Annotated in this window: 15 protein-coding genes; 7 read left to right on the top strand and 8 right to left on the bottom strand. The window is 60.4% G+C overall.

Going from position 1 to position 17,461, the window contains the following annotated elements; genetic code table 11:
* Position 1: 1 nt before the first annotated feature.
* The gene (metK, locus tag AC04P6_RS03900) at positions 2-1,273 is read right to left on the bottom strand and encodes a methionine adenosyltransferase (RefSeq protein WP_475565289.1); all 1,272 of its coding nucleotides are present in this window, start codon (positions 1,271-1,273) and stop codon (positions 2-4) included.
* A gap of 110 nt (positions 1,274-1,383) precedes the next feature.
* On the opposite strand from metK, the gene AC04P6_RS03895 reads away from it, so the two are divergent.
* Genes AC04P6_RS03895 through AC04P6_RS03875 form a run of 5 tightly spaced genes read left to right on the top strand, consistent with a single transcriptional unit; the run spans position 1,384 to position 6,671 of the window.
* Positions 1,384-2,757, top strand: coding sequence for a circularly permuted type 2 ATP-grasp protein (locus tag AC04P6_RS03895; RefSeq protein WP_475565288.1), 1,374 nt, complete (start codon positions 1,384-1,386; stop codon positions 2,755-2,757).
* Between the two features lie 24 nt (positions 2,758-2,781).
* Positions 2,782-3,612 carry a lipoprotein intramolecular transacylase Lit gene (locus AC04P6_RS03890; RefSeq protein WP_475565287.1) on the top strand — a complete coding sequence of 277 codons (831 nt, stop codon included), beginning with the start codon at positions 2,782-2,784 and terminating at the stop codon, positions 3,610-3,612.
* 53 nt (positions 3,613-3,665) lie between these two features.
* Positions 3,666-5,153 (top strand): glutamate--tRNA ligase, encoded by a 1,488-nt coding sequence (gene gltX / locus AC04P6_RS03885; protein ID WP_475565286.1) that lies wholly within the window; start codon positions 3,666-3,668, stop codon positions 5,151-5,153.
* A complete protein-coding gene (locus tag AC04P6_RS03880; protein WP_475565285.1) occupies positions 5,146-6,261 on the top strand; it encodes an ATP-binding protein in 1,116 nt (371 codons plus the stop codon). Before gltX ends, AC04P6_RS03880 begins: the two co-directional genes overlap by 8 nt.
* A 2-nt stretch (positions 6,262-6,263) precedes the next feature.
* The gene (locus AC04P6_RS03875; protein ID WP_475565284.1) at positions 6,264-6,671 is read left to right on the top strand and encodes a PaaI family thioesterase; all 408 of its coding nucleotides are present in this window, start codon (positions 6,264-6,266) and stop codon (positions 6,669-6,671) included.
* On the opposite strand, the gene mfd is transcribed toward AC04P6_RS03875, so the two are convergent.
* Positions 6,668-10,135, bottom strand: a complete 3,468-nt coding sequence (mfd, locus tag AC04P6_RS03870) for a transcription-repair coupling factor (protein ID WP_475565283.1) — start codon at positions 10,133-10,135, stop codon at positions 6,668-6,670. The genes AC04P6_RS03875 and mfd overlap by 4 nt on opposite strands.
* Before the next feature lie 157 nt (positions 10,136-10,292).
* Between mfd and nth the strand changes: the two genes are divergently transcribed.
* Positions 10,293-10,937 carry an endonuclease III gene (gene nth, locus AC04P6_RS03865; RefSeq protein WP_475565282.1) on the top strand — a complete coding sequence of 215 codons (645 nt, stop codon included), beginning with the start codon at positions 10,293-10,295 and terminating at the stop codon, positions 10,935-10,937.
* Between the two features lie 16 nt (positions 10,938-10,953).
* On the opposite strand, the gene AC04P6_RS03860 is transcribed toward nth, so the two are convergent.
* The 6 genes from AC04P6_RS03860 to rbr form a co-directional block, all read right to left on the bottom strand.
* A complete protein-coding gene (locus tag AC04P6_RS03860; RefSeq protein ID WP_475565281.1) occupies positions 10,954-11,484 on the bottom strand; it encodes a hydrogenase maturation protease in 531 nt (176 codons plus the stop codon).
* Between the two features lie 12 nt (positions 11,485-11,496).
* Positions 11,497-11,949, bottom strand: a complete 453-nt coding sequence (locus AC04P6_RS03855; protein ID WP_475565280.1) for a viscotoxin-A3 — start codon at positions 11,947-11,949, stop codon at positions 11,497-11,499.
* 110 nt (positions 11,950-12,059) lie between these two features.
* The gene (locus tag AC04P6_RS03850; RefSeq protein ID WP_475565279.1) at positions 12,060-12,746 is read right to left on the bottom strand and encodes a cytochrome b/b6 domain-containing protein; all 687 of its coding nucleotides are present in this window, start codon (positions 12,744-12,746) and stop codon (positions 12,060-12,062) included.
* Position 12,747: 1 nt separating this feature from the next.
* Positions 12,748-14,394: a nickel-dependent hydrogenase large subunit gene (locus AC04P6_RS03845; protein ID WP_475565278.1), complete on the bottom strand. Its 1,647-nt coding sequence runs from the start codon at positions 14,392-14,394 to the stop codon at positions 12,748-12,750.
* Between the two features lie 3 nt (positions 14,395-14,397).
* Complete coding sequence (locus tag AC04P6_RS03840; protein WP_475565277.1) at positions 14,398-15,726, bottom strand: hydrogenase small subunit; 1,329 nt, start codon at positions 15,724-15,726, stop codon at positions 14,398-14,400.
* 321 nt (positions 15,727-16,047) lie between these two features.
* Entirely contained in the window at positions 16,048-16,587 is a 540-nt protein-coding gene (gene rbr, locus AC04P6_RS03835) for a rubrerythrin (protein ID WP_475565276.1), read from the bottom strand.
* An 81-nt stretch (positions 16,588-16,668) separates the two neighbouring features.
* Here rbr and pheA point away from each other — a divergent pair.
* A partial coding sequence (gene pheA / locus AC04P6_RS03830; protein ID WP_475565275.1) for a prephenate dehydratase occupies positions 16,669-17,461 on the top strand: 793 nt, incomplete at its 3' end.

Raw genomic sequence — 17,461 nt, 5'->3', positions numbered from 1 at the left:
CCTACAGACCGCAGGCGGCGCGAAGCTCGTCGACCTTGTTGGTAGCTTCCCAGGTGAACTCGGGCAGCTCGCGACCGAAGTGACCATATGCGGACGTCTTGCGGAAGATGGGACGGCGAAGGTCGAGCGCATCGATGATGGCGGCAGGACGCAGGTCGAAGACCTGGTTCACGGCAGCCTCGATCTTCTCGATTTCGACCGTATTGGTGCCGAAGGTTTCCACGAGGATGGACAGGGGCCTTGCAACGCCGATGGCGTAGGCGAGCTCGATTTCGCACTTGCTGGCAAGACCAGCGGCAACGATGTTCTTCGCAACCCAACGCGCGGCGTATGCAGCAGAACGGTCGACCTTCGTGCAGTCCTTGCCGCTGAACGCGCCGCCGCCATGACGACCCATGCCGCCGTACGTATCGACGATGATCTTGCGGCCGGTGAGGCCCGTATCGCCCATGGGGCCGCCCACGACGAACCTGCCCGTGGGATTCACGAAGACCTCGGCGCCTTCCCAGGCGACGTTTTCGGCTTCGAAGACGGGAGCGATGACATGGCTGATGAGGTCGGCCTTGATCTGCGGCGTTTCCACCTCGGGGGCATGCTGCGTGGAAATGAGCACCTTTTCGACGCCGACGGGCTTGTCGTCGACGTAGCGCACGGTAACCTGCGTCTTGCCATCGGGGCGCAGGTAGGGCAGCTCGCCGCTCTTGCGCACTTCGGTGAGGCGCTCGGACAGACGATGCGCCAGGTAGATGGGCATGGGCATGAGCGTGCTGGTTTCGTCGCATGCGTAGCCGAACATCACGCCCTGGTCGCCCGCGCCGATGACGTCGTACGGGTCGCCCTCGACTGCTTCGCCCTGCTGGACTTCGTAGCTTTCGTCGACGCCGGCGGCGATGTCGGCGGACTGAGCGTGCATGTAATTGGCAACGGCGCAGGTTTCGGCGTCGAAGCCCATGTCGGAACCGGTGTAGCCGATTTCGCGCACGACATCGCGCACGATGGAGTCGACATCGACGTAGGCCTGCGTGCGAACCTCGCCCATCACGGTAATGATGCCCGTGGTGGTGAACGTCTCGATGGCGGTGCGCACCTCGTTGATGTCGGCAGCGGTGCCGCTATTCGGAGAAACGTAGCCCTCTTCCTGGAGAGCGGCCTCGCGCGTGAGAATGGCGTCGAGGATTGCGTCGGAGACCTGGTCGCAGATCTTATCGGGGTGGCCTTCGGTCACCGATTCGCTGGTGAAGAGGTAGGAACGGCCGTGGGTTTCGTTAGCCATACGGTTATCTCCTTCATAAGTAGAGGCGGACGGGCTTCGCGCCCTTTTTTTCTTGCGTGCAATGATACACTTCTTACCCAGATGACAGACTGACTTTTCGGGGAGAACCCATGACCTTAAACAAACAGTACACCAATGAGTTTATGGAAATAGTCGAACGGCTCGATGGCGATATAGACAGCCGTCGGGCCGCTTTCGCATATATGGAGAATTCCACGGCCATCGTTCACTACGAATTGGCCGAGTCCTCCTTCGTGCCGCGCCTGTTCGACCGCGCCACGTACGACGAGATGAAGCACGTGGCAGAAACGACGCATACCATCTGCGAAAAGGTCATGCGCCACTACCTCGACGACCCGGAGTACCGCACCATCTTCGAGTACGATGAGCGCCTTGCCGACCTCATCATGATCCCGCAGCGCTATTCGGCGCTTCTGCCGTTCGCGCGCTTCGACATCTTCCTGAACGAAGACGACCTGACGAGCGGATTCTGCGAGCTGAACGCCGACGGCTCTTCCGGCATGAACGAAGACCGCGAGCTGAACACGTCCATCGCGAACAGCAAGACCATGCGGGAATTCACCAAGAACCACACCATCCAGACGAGCGACCTGTTCTATCCCTGGGTCGATGAGTTCATCCGCATCTACAACACATTCGAGAACCGCGTGGAGCATCCCACGTTCGCCATCGTCGACTTCATGGAAAACGCCGTCGTCGACGAATTCAAGGTCTACTGCACGTATTTCGCGCGTCGCGGCTACCCCTGCATCGTTGCCGACGTGCGCGACCTGGTGTTCGAAGATGGCGTGCTGCGCACGAAGTCGGGCCGCCGCGTCGACGCCATCTGGCGCCGCAGCGTAACGAACGACATCCTGAACAACTGGGAAGCCAGCCAGCCCATGATCGAGGCCACGCGCGCGGGCGCCGTGGCCCTCATCGGAAGCTTCGCGGGCCACATCGTGCACGACAAGCAGATCTTCGACGCGCTGTTCCACCCCAAGACGCGAGAGTTCCTCACGAGCGAGGAATGCGCGTTCGTCGACGAGCACGTTCCCCAGACGAAGTTCCTCGATAGCGAGCACATCGACCTCGACGAAGTGCGCTCCAACAAAGACGCATGGATCATCAAGCCCACCGACCAGTACGGCGCCGCCGACGTATACGCAGGCCAGATGCATTCCCAAGAGGAATGGGAGGCCATCGTGGACAAGTTCGCGAACGGCGCGGCGGGCGCCCCGTTCCTCGTGCAGACGTACCTCACGCCGTACGAGACCGAAGTGCTGCCCATCGTCCCCAACATGCTGGAGCTCGATGCGAACAACGTGCCGCGCGAAACCAAGCTCTACAAGAACCTGAACGGCCTCTACGTCTTCAACGGAACCTTCGCGGGCGTATTCAGCCGCCTTGGGCCCAACGCCATCATCAGCAACCCCATGGGCGACCTGACGAGCGCAACCGTCTGGGTCGACTGCGACCTGTAGGCACGCGAGGCAGCTCACGCGCATATGAAAGACAGGAACACACGCTCCATCGGCGCGGCAATCGCGGCAAAGCTCGGCGCACTCCTCTGCTGCCTCTGCCTTGCCGCGACGTACCTCTTCGCCGGGTACGCCGCCTGCGCCGCCCAGCCCACCACGCGCACGCTCGCGCAGTACACCTGCAGCGACAGTGCGTCGCCGTACACGTTCGACCAGCTCGTGCAGCTCGCCGTGGCCACGCGCGACTTCACGGTGGACAACCACGGCTCGAACCTCGACGATGCGGAAGAACACCTCGCAAGCCGCATCGTAAGCGCCGCGCAGGAAGCCAGCAGCGAATCATCCCCCAAGGCAAGCCGTTGGGCCACCCTCACGAACAAGGTCGACTTGAACGGCGGAGACAGCGCCCTGAGCACGATGTACAAGATGGCGAGCGTATCGGACTCGTTTGCGCTCGACGAAGACGCCATGAGCCACCTCGTCGATTGCAACGTGCTCATCTCGAGGGCAGTCCCCATCTTCATTGGCATCGCCATCGCCGCGGCGATATTGGTCGTGGCGCTGCGTCATTGCAAGCGAGAGCTGGGATGGGCGCTCAGCGCAAGCGGAACGCTCCTGCTCACGCCCATGTTCGTATTCGGCGTCTGGGCAGCCATCGATTTCGATGGCTTCTTCGGCATCTTCCACGAACTGCTCTTCCCCCAGGGAAATTGGACGTTTTCAGCGGACAGTCTGCTCATCAACATGCTTCCGGAGGGATTTTGGATGGGCATGGGCGCGCTTTGGTTGGCGGTAACGGCAACCGCATGTATCATTTCGATTGCACTTGGCGGCCGCATGCGCAGGCGCGCCAGCTAACTCCGTTATATCGCCGCACTCCAACGCGGCATTAGCATATGAAGGAAGGCAACATGACAGCATCAGAAGTACGCGTACGTTTCGCACCCAGTCCCACCGGCAAACTGCATATCGGTGGCGCTCGCACGGCCATCTACAACTGGGCTTTCGCGCGCGCAATGGGCGGAACGTTCGTGCTTCGCATCGAAGACACCGACCCGACGCGTTCCACCGAGGAAAATACGCAGATCATCCTCCGCGCCATGCGCTGGCTCGGCCTCGACTGGGACGAAGGCCCCGAAGCGGGCGGCGAATACGGCCCCTACACGCAAACCGAGCGCCTCGACACGTACAAGGCGGCGCTCGAGCAGCTGAAGGCCGAAGGCAAGGTGTACCCCTGCTTCTGCTCGAAGGAAGAGCTCGAGGCCAAGCGCACCGCCGCCGAATCGAACGGCCAGGCATATACGGGCTACGACAGGACGTGCCGCGACATCGACCCCGAAGAAGCCCAGCGTCGCATCGACGCAGGCGAAGAGCACGTATGGCGCCTGAAGGTTCCCGAGAACCACGGCCCCATCGAGTTTGAGGACGCCGTGTACGGCCCGATGCAGTTCCCCGCCGACGTCATGGACGACCTCATCCTCGTGCGCTCCGACGGCAGCCCCACGTACAACTTCGCCGTGGTCTGCGACGACGCCAACATGCGCATCACGCACGTCATCCGCGGCGACGACCACCTGTCGAACACCCCGCGTCAGATTCTCATCTACGAGGCGCTTGGCTACCCCACGCCCATGTTCGCGCATCTTTCCATGATCCTGGGCGGCGACGGCAAGAAGCTCTCGAAGCGCCATGGCGCCACGAGCGTTGAAGAATACCGCGACCGCGGTTACCTGCCCGACACGATGGTGAACTTCCTCGCCCTGCTTGGCTGGAGCCTCGACGGCGAAACCACCATCATCCCGCGCGACGTGCTGTGCAGCGAATTCTCGCTCGAGCGCATCACCAAGAAGGACGCCGTTTTCGACGAAACGAAACTCAACTGGATGAACGGCCAGTACATTCAGCGCATGGGCGAAGACGAGTGGCTGAACGCCGCACGCCCCTGGCTCATCGAAGCCGGAGCCAGCGAAGCCGATATCGACGCCTGCCCCCAGCGCTTCAAGAAGATGTATGCGCTCGTGGCGGAACGCCTTCAGCGTTTCGACGAGCTGCCGGAAAAGCTCGCGTACCTCTTCTGGGGCCCCAACGTCACGCTCGACGAAAAGAGCGTGAAGAAGGTGCTCCTGAAGGAAGGCGCACGCGCCGAGGAGGCACTGCGCGCTGCACGCGATATCATCGCCGACGAATCCATCGCCTGGGAATGCGACCCGCTGCAGGATACGGTACGCGGCCTCTGCGAGACGCTCGACATGAAGGCCAAGTTCGTCTTCCAGCCCATCCGCGTAGCCATCTGCGGCAACATGGTCTCTCCTCCGCTGTTCGAGAGCATCGAGCTCATGAATCGCGCCGACATGCTCGCCCGCATCGACACCACGCTGAAAGAAGTCTTCGGTGCATAAGCTAGTAGTCGTAAACGAGTACTGCACGCGCGCATCGGGTTCCGATTGCTCCCGATGCGCGCACGCGTGTCCGCATCACGCCATCACGCTGCCCGAAGGCAGTGCAGCCCCCGTCGTGAACCACGAACTTTGCAACGGCTGCGGCGTGTGCTTCGGCATCTGCGATGCCTTTGCGAGCACGCATCTCACGATGAACGACCTCCATGCGCGCATCAGGCGCATCGCCACGAGCGGCCGCCGCGCGTATCTCACGTGCAAGGAAAACGTCTTCCCCGACCTGCACATCGACACGAACGTGGTCGTGCTTCCCTGCCTTTCCATGGTGCCGCCCGAGCTCTGGACGCTCCTCATGGCCGAGAAGATCCGTCTCACCGTAGCGTGCGATTTGAAGTACTGCGAGGACTGCGACCGCGCCGGCGAAATCGGCGGCGAGCTCTTCCCACGCGCAATCGAGATCGCCGAACAACGCACGGGAGAAAACGTCCTGTTCAGCTACAGGATTCCTGAAAACCAGAAGCTCATCGAGAAGTACACCGACGAAGAGGACCCCACCGATCGCCGCGCCGCGTTCACGGGCCTCCTTTCCGACGTGGGCGAAATCGCAAGCGGCAAGCGCCGCCTGCGCAACTCGGAAGTGCTGCAAGACTACTACGCGAAGAAGGAGCGCGCACGTGCCGTCGCGCGCCTTAATCTTTCCGAGAACAGCCCCTTCGCCGACTTCACGCCCGACGGAAGGCAGCGCCACACGCTCTTCCCGCGTCACAAGATGCTCCTGGAAGCGGTTGAGCGCCGTCACGACATCGCGGAGAAGATTCCCGTTGGCATCTCGAAGACCGACTTCGAGTACTGCACGGGCCAAGGAGCCTGCGTAAGTGCATGCCCCACGGGCGCACGCACGATTGACGAAGAAAGCGGCAAGCCCGCAGTCGACCCCATGTACTGCGTGGGATGCGGAGCCTGCATGAACGCATGCGAAGAAGGCGCCGTCTACATCGACGAGGCGACGGCCGAAATCTTCCTCGACGAGCTCGAGAAAACCGCCGAAGAATCGGCGGAAGCCCATAAGGACAGCGAGAAGCACGGCATCCACTTCAAGCGAAAGAAGTAACCATGGAAAGCAATTCGTATCTGAGTACCGTTAGGGAGTATTTCAAGGACGATTTGTACGCCACCAAAACTTCGGGCATCCGCATCGTAGACGCGGAACCCGGGCGCTCGGTAGTAGCCGTTACGGTAGACGAGCGCCATCGCAACGCGAAGGGCGGCGTCATGGGCGGGCTCTATCTCACCATGGCCGATTTCGCGAGCGCCGTAGCCGATTGGCGCGAAGGGGAAATCGACGTCACCGTTGCCAGCTCGATGCAATTCACCGACGCTCCCACCTGCGACGAGCTCGTCGCAACCTGCATGACAAGCCGCCGTGGGAAGTCGATGGGCTACTACGACATCGATATCGTCGACGGCAACGGCAAGCTCGTCGCAAAGGGCGCCTACACGCTCATGCACCGCCCGCTCTAGCGCTTCTGCGCCCGCAAGTCGCGCAAGAGCGCATACACGGCATCAAGCATGCCAACATCATCGGATAGCGCAAAGAACTTCAGCGGAACCTGGAGCTTGTTCGTCTGCGTGACGTAGCGCGCCTTGGCGCGACGCAGCGACAGCCACAGCTCCCCTTCGGGCTTCGACACGGGCTCGACATTGAGCTTACCGGCAACCACCGACACCGTCTTCACGTGCATGGCATTCGCAAGCGCCTTCACGCGTGCCTTCATGAAGAAATTCACCGTCGCCTGCGGCATATCGGGATGACGCTTGCGCGTCTGCTCCTCGAGCTCATCGACGGTTTCCACTTCCTCGGCGAAAGCCGCCTTGCGGTAGAGAAGCACGCGTTCGTCGGCATCGGGAATGTATTCCTCGGGAATATACGTATGAGCAGGTACGTTGACCGTGATATCCGACAGCGCAGCGGGCAGAAGATCGCTCTTCTCGACGCGACCCTCGCGCGTGGCATTCACCGCCTCGGCAAGCATCTGGGCGAACAGGTCGAAGCCTACGGCGCTCATGTTGCCGCTCTGCTCGGCGCCCAGCAAGCTGCCCGCACCGCGAATCTCGAGGTCACGCATGGCAACACGCATGCCGCTGCCCAGTTCCTGATGCTCGTTGATGGCCTCGAGGCGCGCCGTGGCCTCCTCGGTGAGCGTCATATGCTCGGGAAACATGAAGTACGCGTATGCCTGCAGATTGCTTCGGCCAACCCTGCCCTTCAACTGGTACATCTGAGCGAGGCCCAACCGCTGCGAGTCCTCGATGACGAGCGTGTTGGTGTGTGGATTGTCGATGCCGCTCTCGATGATGGTGGTGGCCACCAGCACATCGATTTCGGCGGCCGCGAACTCCTCCATCACCGTCTCGAGCTGCTCCTTCGTGAGCTTGCCATGCGCAACGCCCACGCGCGCCTCGGGTGCGGCCTGCGTCACGCGCGCAACGGCATCATCGAGCCCGCGCACGCGATTGCTCACATAGTACACCTGCCCGCCGCGAGCCATCTCGCGGCGAATCGCATCGCTCACTACGTCGGGGTCCCACTCGCCCACATGAACCTCCACGGGACGCCTGTCATCGGGAGGCGTGAGAATGAGGCTCATGTCGCGAACACCCGAAAGGGACATCTGCATGGTGCGCGGAATGGGCGTAGCCGAAAGCGTGAGCACGTCGATGCTCTCACGCAGGTTCTTCAGCTGCTCCTTATGCCCCACGCCAAAACGCTGCTCCTCGTCGATGATGACGAGGCCCAGATCATAGGGGTTCACATCGCGCGAAAGAAGGCGATGCGTGCCCACGAGCACCTGCACGGTGCCGTCGGCGAACCCAGCAAGCGCAGCCTTCTGCTGAGCCGGCGTTCGGAAACGCGAAAGGACCTCCACCGCAACACCATACGCGTCGAAGCGATCCTTGAACGTCGTGTAGTGCTGCTGAGCCAGAATGGTGGTAGGACAGAGCACCATGACCTGCTTCTTGTCCTGCGTAGCCTTGAACGCGGCACGCAGGGCAACCTCGGTCTTGCCAAAGCCGACGTCGCCGCAGACGAGCCTGTCCATCGGGCGCGCCGATTGCATGTCGGCCTTCACATCGGCAATGGCCGCCAGCTGGTCGGGCGTTTCCTGATACGGGAAATCGCTTTCCATCTCGCGCATCCAGGGCGTATCGGCGGAATAGCGGTAGCCCTGCGTGGCGGCGCGGCGCGTATACACATCCACCAGGTCGAACGCGAGCTTCTTGCTCGCCTTGCGCGCGCGGTTCAGCGCTCGCGACCAGTCACTTGTGTTCAGGCGCGTAAGGCGCGGGCTGCTGCCCTCGGGGCCAACATAGCGCGTCACGCGGTCGAGCTGCTCGACGGGAACGTAGAGCTTGTCGTCTTCGGCGTATTCCAGAAGCAGGTAATCGCGCTGGACGCCACCCACTTCCTGGCGCACGAGGTCTTTGAACAGGGCAACGCCATGCGCCGAATGCACAACGTAGTCGCCTGGCTTGAACGGGAACGTCACCTCGGTGATGTCGATGCGCCTATGCGTACGCAGCGAACCCGCACCCTGCGTATCGGCGATGCTCACGAGTGCGAGCTTGGCCTTGGGAATGATGAGGCCCAGCGGGATGTCGACATCCACCACATTAACCACGCCACGCCTGAGGCGCTCAAGCCCTTCGCCTTCGGAATCGAGTGCCTCGACGATGGGAATGCCGCGATCGACCAGGGCAAGCTTCATATCCTCGCGCGCTCGGTAGTTCGGCACGCTGAACACGACCGTGAAATCGGCGTTCGCCAGGCTCATAAGCTTGCCGAAGAGCTTTTCGGAATTGCCCGCAACGTCGGTGCGCTTGACGGGAAGCTGCGCGTCAAGCTCCTGACCGATACGCATGATCGACTGGTACGTGCAGCGCTGATTCGAGCCGAAGTCGAGCTTGGATGCGGGACAATACAGACCCTCGGCGGGAATCGAAGAGCCCTGCGCGCGTGCCTGAATGTCCTCGTACGCATGAAGCGCGTCATCGATGAGCGAGCGCGGCTCGATGAGCACCGTAAGGCACGCTTCGCCCAGAAACGAACCGAGCGTATCAGTTCGCTCGTAGAGATATGGAAGGAGCGCGGCCGACTTCGCATCGGTTACGCCGCCCTCGAGCTTGTCGAGCAATTCGCGCAACACGGGATTCGTTTTGGCAGGATTCAAAAGCGTCTTGCGCGCACGCGCAATCGCCCGGTTGCTGGGAGCGTATTCGCGGATGGGATAGATGCGGACCTCGTTCAACGTGGCGATGGTCTGCCCCGTTGTGGGAACGATGCGCCGAATCTCGTCGATTTCGTCGCCAAAGAAGTCGATGCGCACGGGATACGACAGGTTGCCCGGGTACACATCGATCGTTCCGCCATGCACAGCATACGTGCCAGGGCCTTCCAAATCGCCCGTATTCGCATATCCCGCCTGTTCAAGAGCACGCGGCACGTCTTCGAAGCTCGCATCGTCGCCCGGGAGAAACTCGGAAGCCTCGCTGCCAACAGCAAACACGAGCGGCGCGAAGAAGGCATTGCCCGAAGGGGGCATCTTGCGCAAAAGCGAACGCGCGGACGCCACGACGATGCAATCGCGCCCGCTTACCAGAGCATGCAGGGCCTCCATACGATGCGCGACCTTGCGCGGATCGGCGCCCTTTTCGCCAAAGGGGTAATCGTCGCGCTCGCGAAAGCGCAGCACGCGCTCCTCGCCTACGTAGGCGCCCAAATTACGCGCGAAATCATCGGCGGCCTCTTCGCCAGCGATGATGACGAGCGTGGGCTGCGGCGTGCGCGCAAAGCGAGAAGCAACCATAAAAGGCCTGGCCGACGAGGCAATTCCCAAAGCACCATCTTCGCCCGAATCGAGCTTGCCCCAGAACTGCTGCATATCCTCGCACTTCGAGAGCGGGTGAACCAGAGCGTCAATGAGCATGATGATGCCTTTCGATAAACCTGAAAAAGCCGCATATGCGGCAGCCATCATTATAACGTGGGGAAAGAATAGGCAATGCCTAGGCCGAAGTCGTCATAGAGCCGTCGTACAATAACCCCGTACAAAACGAAAAGGAGCGACTATGCCACGCGAAAGCATGAGCGACAAACGGGAACGAGCGAAGCTCATCGAAGAGCGCATGCACCAGAAATACGGCGAGGGCGAATGCTCGCTCGACTACGAAAACCCATTTCAGCTGGTTGTAGCGGTGGTTCTTTCCGCGCAATGCACCGATGCGGCCGTGAATAGGGTCACGCCGAACCTCTTCGCCCACTACCCCACCCCCGCCGAACTTGGCGCAGCAGCCATAGAAAACGTCGAGGAGATCATCCACTCGCTAGGGTTCTACCGTTCGAAGGCCAAGCACCTCGTACAGCTCGGACGCATACTGGCAACGGACTTCGACGGCATCGTCCCCAACGATATGGATCAGTTGCAAAAGCTGCCGGGAGTCGGGCGAAAAACCGCCAACGTGGTCATGTGCGAGGCGTTCAAGAACCCGCAGGGCATCGCGGTAGACACCCACGTCTTCCGCATCGCGCATCGCCTGAAGCTCGCAGGGCCTTCGGCAGACACCCCCGCGAAAACCGAGGCAGCGCTCATGCGCGTATACTCACAGCCCGATTGGCTGTTCATCAATCACCAGTGGGTGCATTTCGGACGCGAATACTGCCGCGCGCGCAATCCGCTATGCGGCGAATGCCCCGTTGCGGACCTCTGCCCCAGCTGCCAGGCGAATTAGGGGAATCGATAAGCTGCTAAGCGGAAGCCGGATGATGCCAGCCTGGTGCAACCAGCTCCCCCGTGGGGATATGGCGAACGGCCTGCCCTTCGCGCACCAGTTCCGCAAGCACGCAATCTACCAGGTCGGGAAGCTTCTCAGCCACACGCGGCGTAAGCCCCACCGTAAGCTCGGCAGGGTCGGCGTTTTCGACCTGCATGCCCAGGCACACGCCACGCGCCTGGAAGCCCAGCAGCATAGCCGCCTCGAACAGGTCTGAAAGCTTCAGATCATGCACCGACTGCGAGCCGAACGGACGCGTGGCCATCTCATCGGGTTCGAAGCGAAAAATCGTACCCGGCTCGGCGCCGGAACCATCCACCGCATCCACGGTAATAATAAGGTCGTGGGATTTCACGACGCCAATGTAATCCAAGCTCATGCAGCCAACATCATACAGCTCGACATCGGCGGGAAGCTCGTACGCGAGCATCTCGTCGAATGCAGCCGGCCCAATGCCATCGTCGAGCATGAGCTTATTGCCAACGAAAAAGACAGCTATCTTCATGCTAGAAAAACCTTAGAGCGTAGCCTTCAGAACAACGTTGTAGTACGTCGCAAGCGCCAGAAGCACGCATCCCACGATTACGGATACGACAGCCCAGATGCGCTCACGACGCAGGTACTCGCTCTTGCGCATGCCCTTATGCTCGATGGCACGATGCAACGCAGCAGGCTGCGCCAAACGCGCAAACAGGAACGTAAAGCCCGTAAGCAGCAGAAACACGACGATGCCGGCAACAACGGCGAGCAGGCTCGGCTCGCCCGCCCCGGTTACGGAAGCGTAGGCGTAATAGAACAGCGAGTCGGCAAGCGCCCAAATCGGGTAGAACACGATCGTCCACCACATGCCATGCGCAGGACCCCAAATAGGAGGCAGGAACAACGCGCCCAGGTTGAGGACGGGAACGCCCTTGAGGAGCTTGCGCTCGTTTTGAACCTGCTCGTCGGACAGGCCTTCAAATTCACTCATCGAATACCCCGAACTTGTAGAGTGACCACAACGTCGAACAGCATACCCCGCCATTCGAAAAAGAAGGGAGCCCGAAGGCCCCCTTCAAGAAATACCCCTAGGATTGAAACCTAGATGGAATGATCTTCACCAGAGATATCATGCGTGTTGATGTCGTAGGTGAGACCACCATGCTCCTTGCGAGCAAACATGAGCTTCATGAGAGGCTTGCCACCCTCGATGACCGCCATGTAGACATGGATGATCATGAAGATGATGAAGACGAACATCATGAAGTAGTGGATGATGCGAACGCTCATGAGACCGCCCATGGCAGCCGTGCCAGCCGCGAAGATCGGCAGGTCGGCCGTGGTGGACCAGAGGCAGAAGCCCGTGTAGCCCATGAAGAGGATGAGCAGCGGAATGAGGTCGTATGCCATCTTCTGCAGGGGGTTGAACTTACCCGAGAACGGATGGTCCTTCTGGATGAACAGATAGAACTTCAGCCACGGGATGAGCTGACCCTTGTTATCGGCCTGCGGCAGGAAGGACTTGATGTCCTTGACCTTCTGACGCGTGCCGCCAACGGGAGCGGAATCGAGCACGAACGCGAGGATGACGCGAACGAGGCAGTTCAGCACCAGCACGATGCCGCAGAAGATGTGAACGCCACGGCAGATGCCCATGATGGCGGGCAGGTACGGGAAGTGAATGATGAAACCGCTGATGATGAGCAGGATCATGCAGATCAGGTTCACGTAGTGCGTGATAACGAACGGAAGCGGATGGGCGTCCTTGTAGTGTGCGAGTTCTGCCATCTTACTTCACCCCCCAAGGGCTCGTGACCGTCTTGAAGCTCTTGCCCGTCTTGGGCTCGGTGATATGCACGGCGCAAGCGGTGCAGGGGTCGAAGCTGTGAACGGTACGCAGAACGTTGATGGGCTTTTCCATGTCGCCAACGGGCACGCCGATGCAGGCCTGCTCCATGGGGCCGGGAACGCCATCTGCATTGTGCGGAGCGATGTTCCAGGTAGTGGGAATAATGATCTGGTAATCGGTGATCTTGCCGTTCGAGACCTTTTCCGTGTGGTACAGAGCGCCACGCGGAGCCTCCCAGAAACCAGTACCCTGGCCCGTGGTGGTGGCAGGGGTGCGGAAGTACTCGGAGTCGCCGCCCTTGATGGCTTCGATGAGCTCCTGTACCCAGTCCTTCATGAGACCGGCGATGTAGAGGGCCTCAATCTGGCGGGACGCGGTACGGCCGAGCGTGGACTGGAGGATTTCCAGCTGACCCGGAACGCCGAGCGTCTCGAGCAGGCCGTCGATCTGCTCAACCACGAAGGGAACGTTGCGCTTATAGGCAACGAGCAGACGAGAGAACGGACCGGCTTCCATGCACTGACCGTCGTAGGACGGAGCCTTGCACCAGGTGTAGCGGTCGTCGGTGTTGTACTCGGTGAACAGCGGTTCCGTAACGCCCTCGAGCGGGTTGAGGTCGGAATCGCCCTTGTACCAGGAGTGGCCGATGTACTCGGAGATCTTGGACTCGTCGACGTCGGACAGCTTCAGGCCATCGCCCAGCACGCCGGCGGGCAGGTAGCGCTTGTTCATGTCGAAGCTGGCGTCCTCGAAGACACCCCAGGCAACGTAGCGGCCGCAGCCCTTGCCGTAGCCGAAGGCATCGGCGTAGTACGGGGCGATAGCCAGCGTGTCGGGGATCATCGTGGCCCTGATCCAGTCGTGAACCTCGTTGACGAGAGCCCACAGGTCGTCGAGCTTTTCCTCGGTGGGATAGAACATCGTGCCACCGGGGGTGCTGGTCATGATGTGGGGCATCTTGCCGCCCAGAAGAGCAGCGATTTCAGAAGCCTTGGCCTGCATCGTGAGGGCCTCGAGATAGTGGGCCGTGCAGATGAGGTCGAGCTCGGCGGGAAGCTTGTAGCCCTGGGCGTTCTCGGAGTCGAACCAGTTGCCACTGAAGATGGACAGCTGCTTGTTCTCGGCGAACTTCGTCAGGCGCTCCTGGAGAGCCTTGAAATCGGTGTTCGTGGACGTACCCGCAGCCTGGGCAAGATCCCAAGCGTCGGCCGCGTTGGCTTCGAGAGCGTGCAGCGGGTTGACGTAGTCGAGAGCGGCGAGGTTGTAGAACCACAGGATGTGGCTGTGCAGGAACTGCGCGCCTTCGACGAGGTTGCGGATGATACGGGCGTTGTTGGAAATGGTGATGCCGTAGGCCTTTTCAGCAGCGAGCGTAGAGGCATGGGCATGAGAAACCGGGCAAACGCCGCAGATGCGCTGCACGATCATCGCAGCGTCTTCGGGAGCGCGATCGCGTACAACGAGCTCCATGCCGCGGAAGCAGCCGCCGGAGACCCACGCATCGGTTACGACGCCGTCTTCGACTTCCATTTCCACGCGCAGGTGACCCTCGATACGAGTAATGGGATCGATTACTGTACGTGCCATATTCTAGTTGCCCCCTTTCCTGTTCTTGAGTTCTTCGACTTTCGCCTGGTAATCGGCTTCCATCTTCTGCTGGAATTCCTCGGCGGAAAGCGTGGTGGTGGTGCCATCGGCGTTGATGATGGTCTTGTCCTGGTCGTAATCGGCGCCGGTCGTGCCGGGACGCTTGGCGTCGACTGCACGCTTGGGCTCGAACTTGACCTTGCCCTTCATGCGGCCGGAGGCCTTGATGCCGAAGCCATGAACGGCGATGGCGGCGGCTACGACGGCCGTGAGGCCAACGGCAATGGTTTCGGGCTGAACTACCCAGTCGCCAATGCGCAGGTCGCGATGGCGCTTGAAGAACGGGGTGTTGACTTCCACCCAGTTATCGCCGGGATCGTTCGGGTTGGCTTCGCAGCAGCCGATGCAGGGAGCGCCTGCTTCGACGCACCAGCTACGACGGCGATTGTAGCGGACAACGCCGCAGTTGGACTTCGTCTGAGGACCGCGGCAACCCACGGCATACAGGCAGTAGCCCTTCTTTTCCTCTTCGCTGCCGAACTGGTAAACGAATTCACCGTTCTCGAAATGGCCGCGACGCTGGCAGTTATCGTGAATGGTCTGGTTGAAGATGACCGCGGGCTTGTTTTCGGAATTCAGCTCGGGCAGCACCTTCAGCAGGACAACGTCGACCAGGATAGCCACGAGCCACTCGGGGTTCGGCGGGCAACCGGGAACGTTGATGACGGGCGTGTCGATGCCGACTTCCTTCAGGTACTTCTGAACGCCCGTGGCGCCGACTTCTGCGCTAACCGCAGAATGAGCTGCCATCCAGCCACCATTGGTGGCGCAGGAGCCCAGGGCGACGACGGCATTGGCGTTCTTTGCGGCCTCGACGAGATGCTCGGTGCCGGGCTTGTCGGCAACGCGAAGCGCCTGACCTTCCCAGCCTTCCAAAACAGCGCCTTCGTACACGAGGATGTAGTTACCGGCTTCGATCGTCTGTTCCTTGGCTTCTTCCATGGAATAGCCAGCAGCAGCCGAAAGCGTTTCGCTGTAGTTAAGCGAAATCAGCTCGAGTACGACAGTCGCGGGATCGGGCTCGTCGATCTGAGCGAAAGACTCAGTACAACCCGTGCAAGACGCGCCTTCGATCCAGATAACCGGGTACAGGTTACCTTCCTTCGCGCCAATAACGGATTGTTCGAGAGCCGAAGCGACCTGCGTAACCGTGAGCGATGAAACGCCCGCAGCAGCCGCCACTGCACCACAAAGTTTCATAAAGCTGCGGCGCGTAACCCCGCGCGCCTCGAGCAGCTGTTCAAACTCCGAGTATGTGGCCTCATTCTCCATGTGCACACCTCCTTGTTACATTTATCGTCTGCACAAACCTCGCATATTTTGCCACCAAATAAGCGGTATACCCGATATTGGAACCCCCAAATGAGCGTATTAAGGAATAAAAGGCATAACTATGTTAACAAACGAAATGCACGTAACATTACCGACCAGTATAGGACGAATCGTGCGTCGAGGCCACGCGAATACGCCTCCCAGGCGGATGCGATGGCGTACCCCGGCAATAACGAAACGGAATCACGGCAGAAAACGCGATAGCCAGCCCCGTATCGGAACCGGCTATCGATGCGAACGATGCTGAAACCTAGCTAGATACTAGTAGTTCTGGCTACGGAGCTCGAAGTAGGACTGCGGATGATTGCAGACGGGGCACACCTCGGGCGGGTTCTTGCCGATGTGGATGTGGCCGCAATTGTTGCACTTCCAGGCATACAGGCCGTCGCGCTCGAAGACCTCGCCGGCGTTGATGCGCTCGATGAGCTTGCGATAGCGCTCCTCATGCTCCTTTTCGATGGCACCGACGCCGTCGAAAAGCTCGGCCAGAGACTCGAAGCCCTCTTCGCGGGCGGTCTTGGCGAATTCCGCGTACATGTCGGTCCATTCGAAGTTCTCGCCCGCAGCGGCGTCTTCGAGGTTGGTGAGCGTGTCGGGCACGCCACCATCGTGAAGGGCCTTGAACCAGAGCTTCGCGTGCTCCTTCTCGTTCTTGGCGGTTTCCAGGAAGATATTCTGAATCTGCACGTAGCCATCCTTCTTGGCCTGGCTCGCGTAGTACTGGTACTTGGTATGAGCCTGAGACTCGCCCGCAAAGGCAGCCTGGAGGTTCTTTTCGGTCTGAGACCCCTTCAATTCCATGTGCATTCCCTTCTCTAATGTGTACCCACCTGCGCATATAGTATTATGCAGCATAATGCAACCTAAAAAGGAGCGACATCGATGTCCCAAACTGTAACCATTGCGTTTCTCGGACCTGCCGGCACCTATTCCGACGAAGCCGCCCACACGTTCGCCAAGCGATTGGGCGTGGACGCAGAATTCGTTGCGCTCCCCTCTTTCAACACCGTCTTCGAGCATGTCGACCAGGGCAAGTGCGACTATGGCGTCGTTCCCACGGAAAACTCCCTGGAAGGCTCGGTTACCAGCACACTCGACAACTTCGCCTTCAACAGCGACTGCGTCATCCTGGGCGAGGAAGTGCTGTCGATTCACCATTGCCTGCTCGTCTCGCCGGAAACGAACATGGGCGACATCAAGACCGTGTACTCGCATCCGCAGGGCCTGGCGCAGTGTCGCCGCTACCTGAACGCGCACCTGCCCAACTGCCAGACCATCGCCACCTCGTCTACGGCGGAAAGCGCACGTCAGGCCGCTATGCAGCCCGGAGTGGCAGGCATCGGCAACGAATTCGCGGCCGAACTGCACGGCGCGAAGGTGCTCGAGCGCGAAATCGAGGACCATTACGGGAACCAGACGTGCTTCGCCCTCATCGGCCGCCGCGGCACGAAACCCGTGTTCGAAGGCACGAAGTACAAGACCTCGCTCGCGCTGTTCCTGAACGCGAACAAGGCCGGCACGCTGCATATGATTCTGTCGGAATTCGCCTACGCCGGCATCGACCTCTCGATGATCCAGTCGCGCCCCACCAAGCAGGGCCTGGGCGATTACATGTTCTTCGTGGATTTCGTCGGAAGCCAGGACGACCCCAACGTCCGCACGGCGCTCGACTGCC

Source organism: Denitrobacterium sp. (assembly GCF_056180635.1).
The sequence above is the reverse complement of the archived record's forward strand: the minus strand, read 5'-3'. Positions and strand labels throughout refer to the sequence as shown.

What these genes read in the sequence shown, in the direction of transcription:
- AC04P6_RS03840 (WP_475565277.1), bottom strand. Translation starts at nt 15,726, where the DNA reads ATGGAGAATGAGGCCACATACTCGGAGTTTGAACAGCTGCTCGAGGCG.
- AC04P6_RS03875 (WP_475565284.1), top strand. Translation starts at nt 6,264, where the DNA reads ATGGAAAGCAATTCGTATCTGAGTACCGTTAGGGAGTATTTCAAGGAC.
- rbr (WP_475565276.1), bottom strand. Translation starts at nt 16,587, where the DNA reads ATGGAATTGAAGGGGTCTCAGACCGAAAAGAACCTCCAGGCTGCCTTT.
- gltX (WP_475565286.1), top strand. Translation starts at nt 3,666, where the DNA reads ATGACAGCATCAGAAGTACGCGTACGTTTCGCACCCAGTCCCACCGGC.
- metK (WP_475565289.1), bottom strand. Translation starts at nt 1,273, where the DNA reads ATGGCTAACGAAACCCACGGCCGTTCCTACCTCTTCACCAGCGAATCG.
- nth (WP_475565282.1), top strand. Translation starts at nt 10,293, where the DNA reads ATGAGCGACAAACGGGAACGAGCGAAGCTCATCGAAGAGCGCATGCAC.
- AC04P6_RS03895 (WP_475565288.1), top strand. Translation starts at nt 1,384, where the DNA reads ATGACCTTAAACAAACAGTACACCAATGAGTTTATGGAAATAGTCGAA.
- AC04P6_RS03845 (WP_475565278.1), bottom strand. Translation starts at nt 14,394, where the DNA reads ATGGCACGTACAGTAATCGATCCCATTACTCGTATCGAGGGTCACCTG.
- mfd (WP_475565283.1), bottom strand. Translation starts at nt 10,135, where the DNA reads ATGCTCATTGACGCTCTGGTTCACCCGCTCTCGAAGTGCGAGGATATG.
- AC04P6_RS03890 (WP_475565287.1), top strand. Translation starts at nt 2,782, where the DNA reads ATGAAAGACAGGAACACACGCTCCATCGGCGCGGCAATCGCGGCAAAG.
- AC04P6_RS03855 (WP_475565280.1), bottom strand. Translation starts at nt 11,949, where the DNA reads ATGAGTGAATTTGAAGGCCTGTCCGACGAGCAGGTTCAAAACGAGCGC.
- AC04P6_RS03860 (WP_475565281.1), bottom strand. Translation starts at nt 11,484, where the DNA reads ATGAAGATAGCTGTCTTTTTCGTTGGCAATAAGCTCATGCTCGACGAT.
- AC04P6_RS03850 (WP_475565279.1), bottom strand. Translation starts at nt 12,746, where the DNA reads ATGGCAGAACTCGCACACTACAAGGACGCCCATCCGCTTCCGTTCGTT.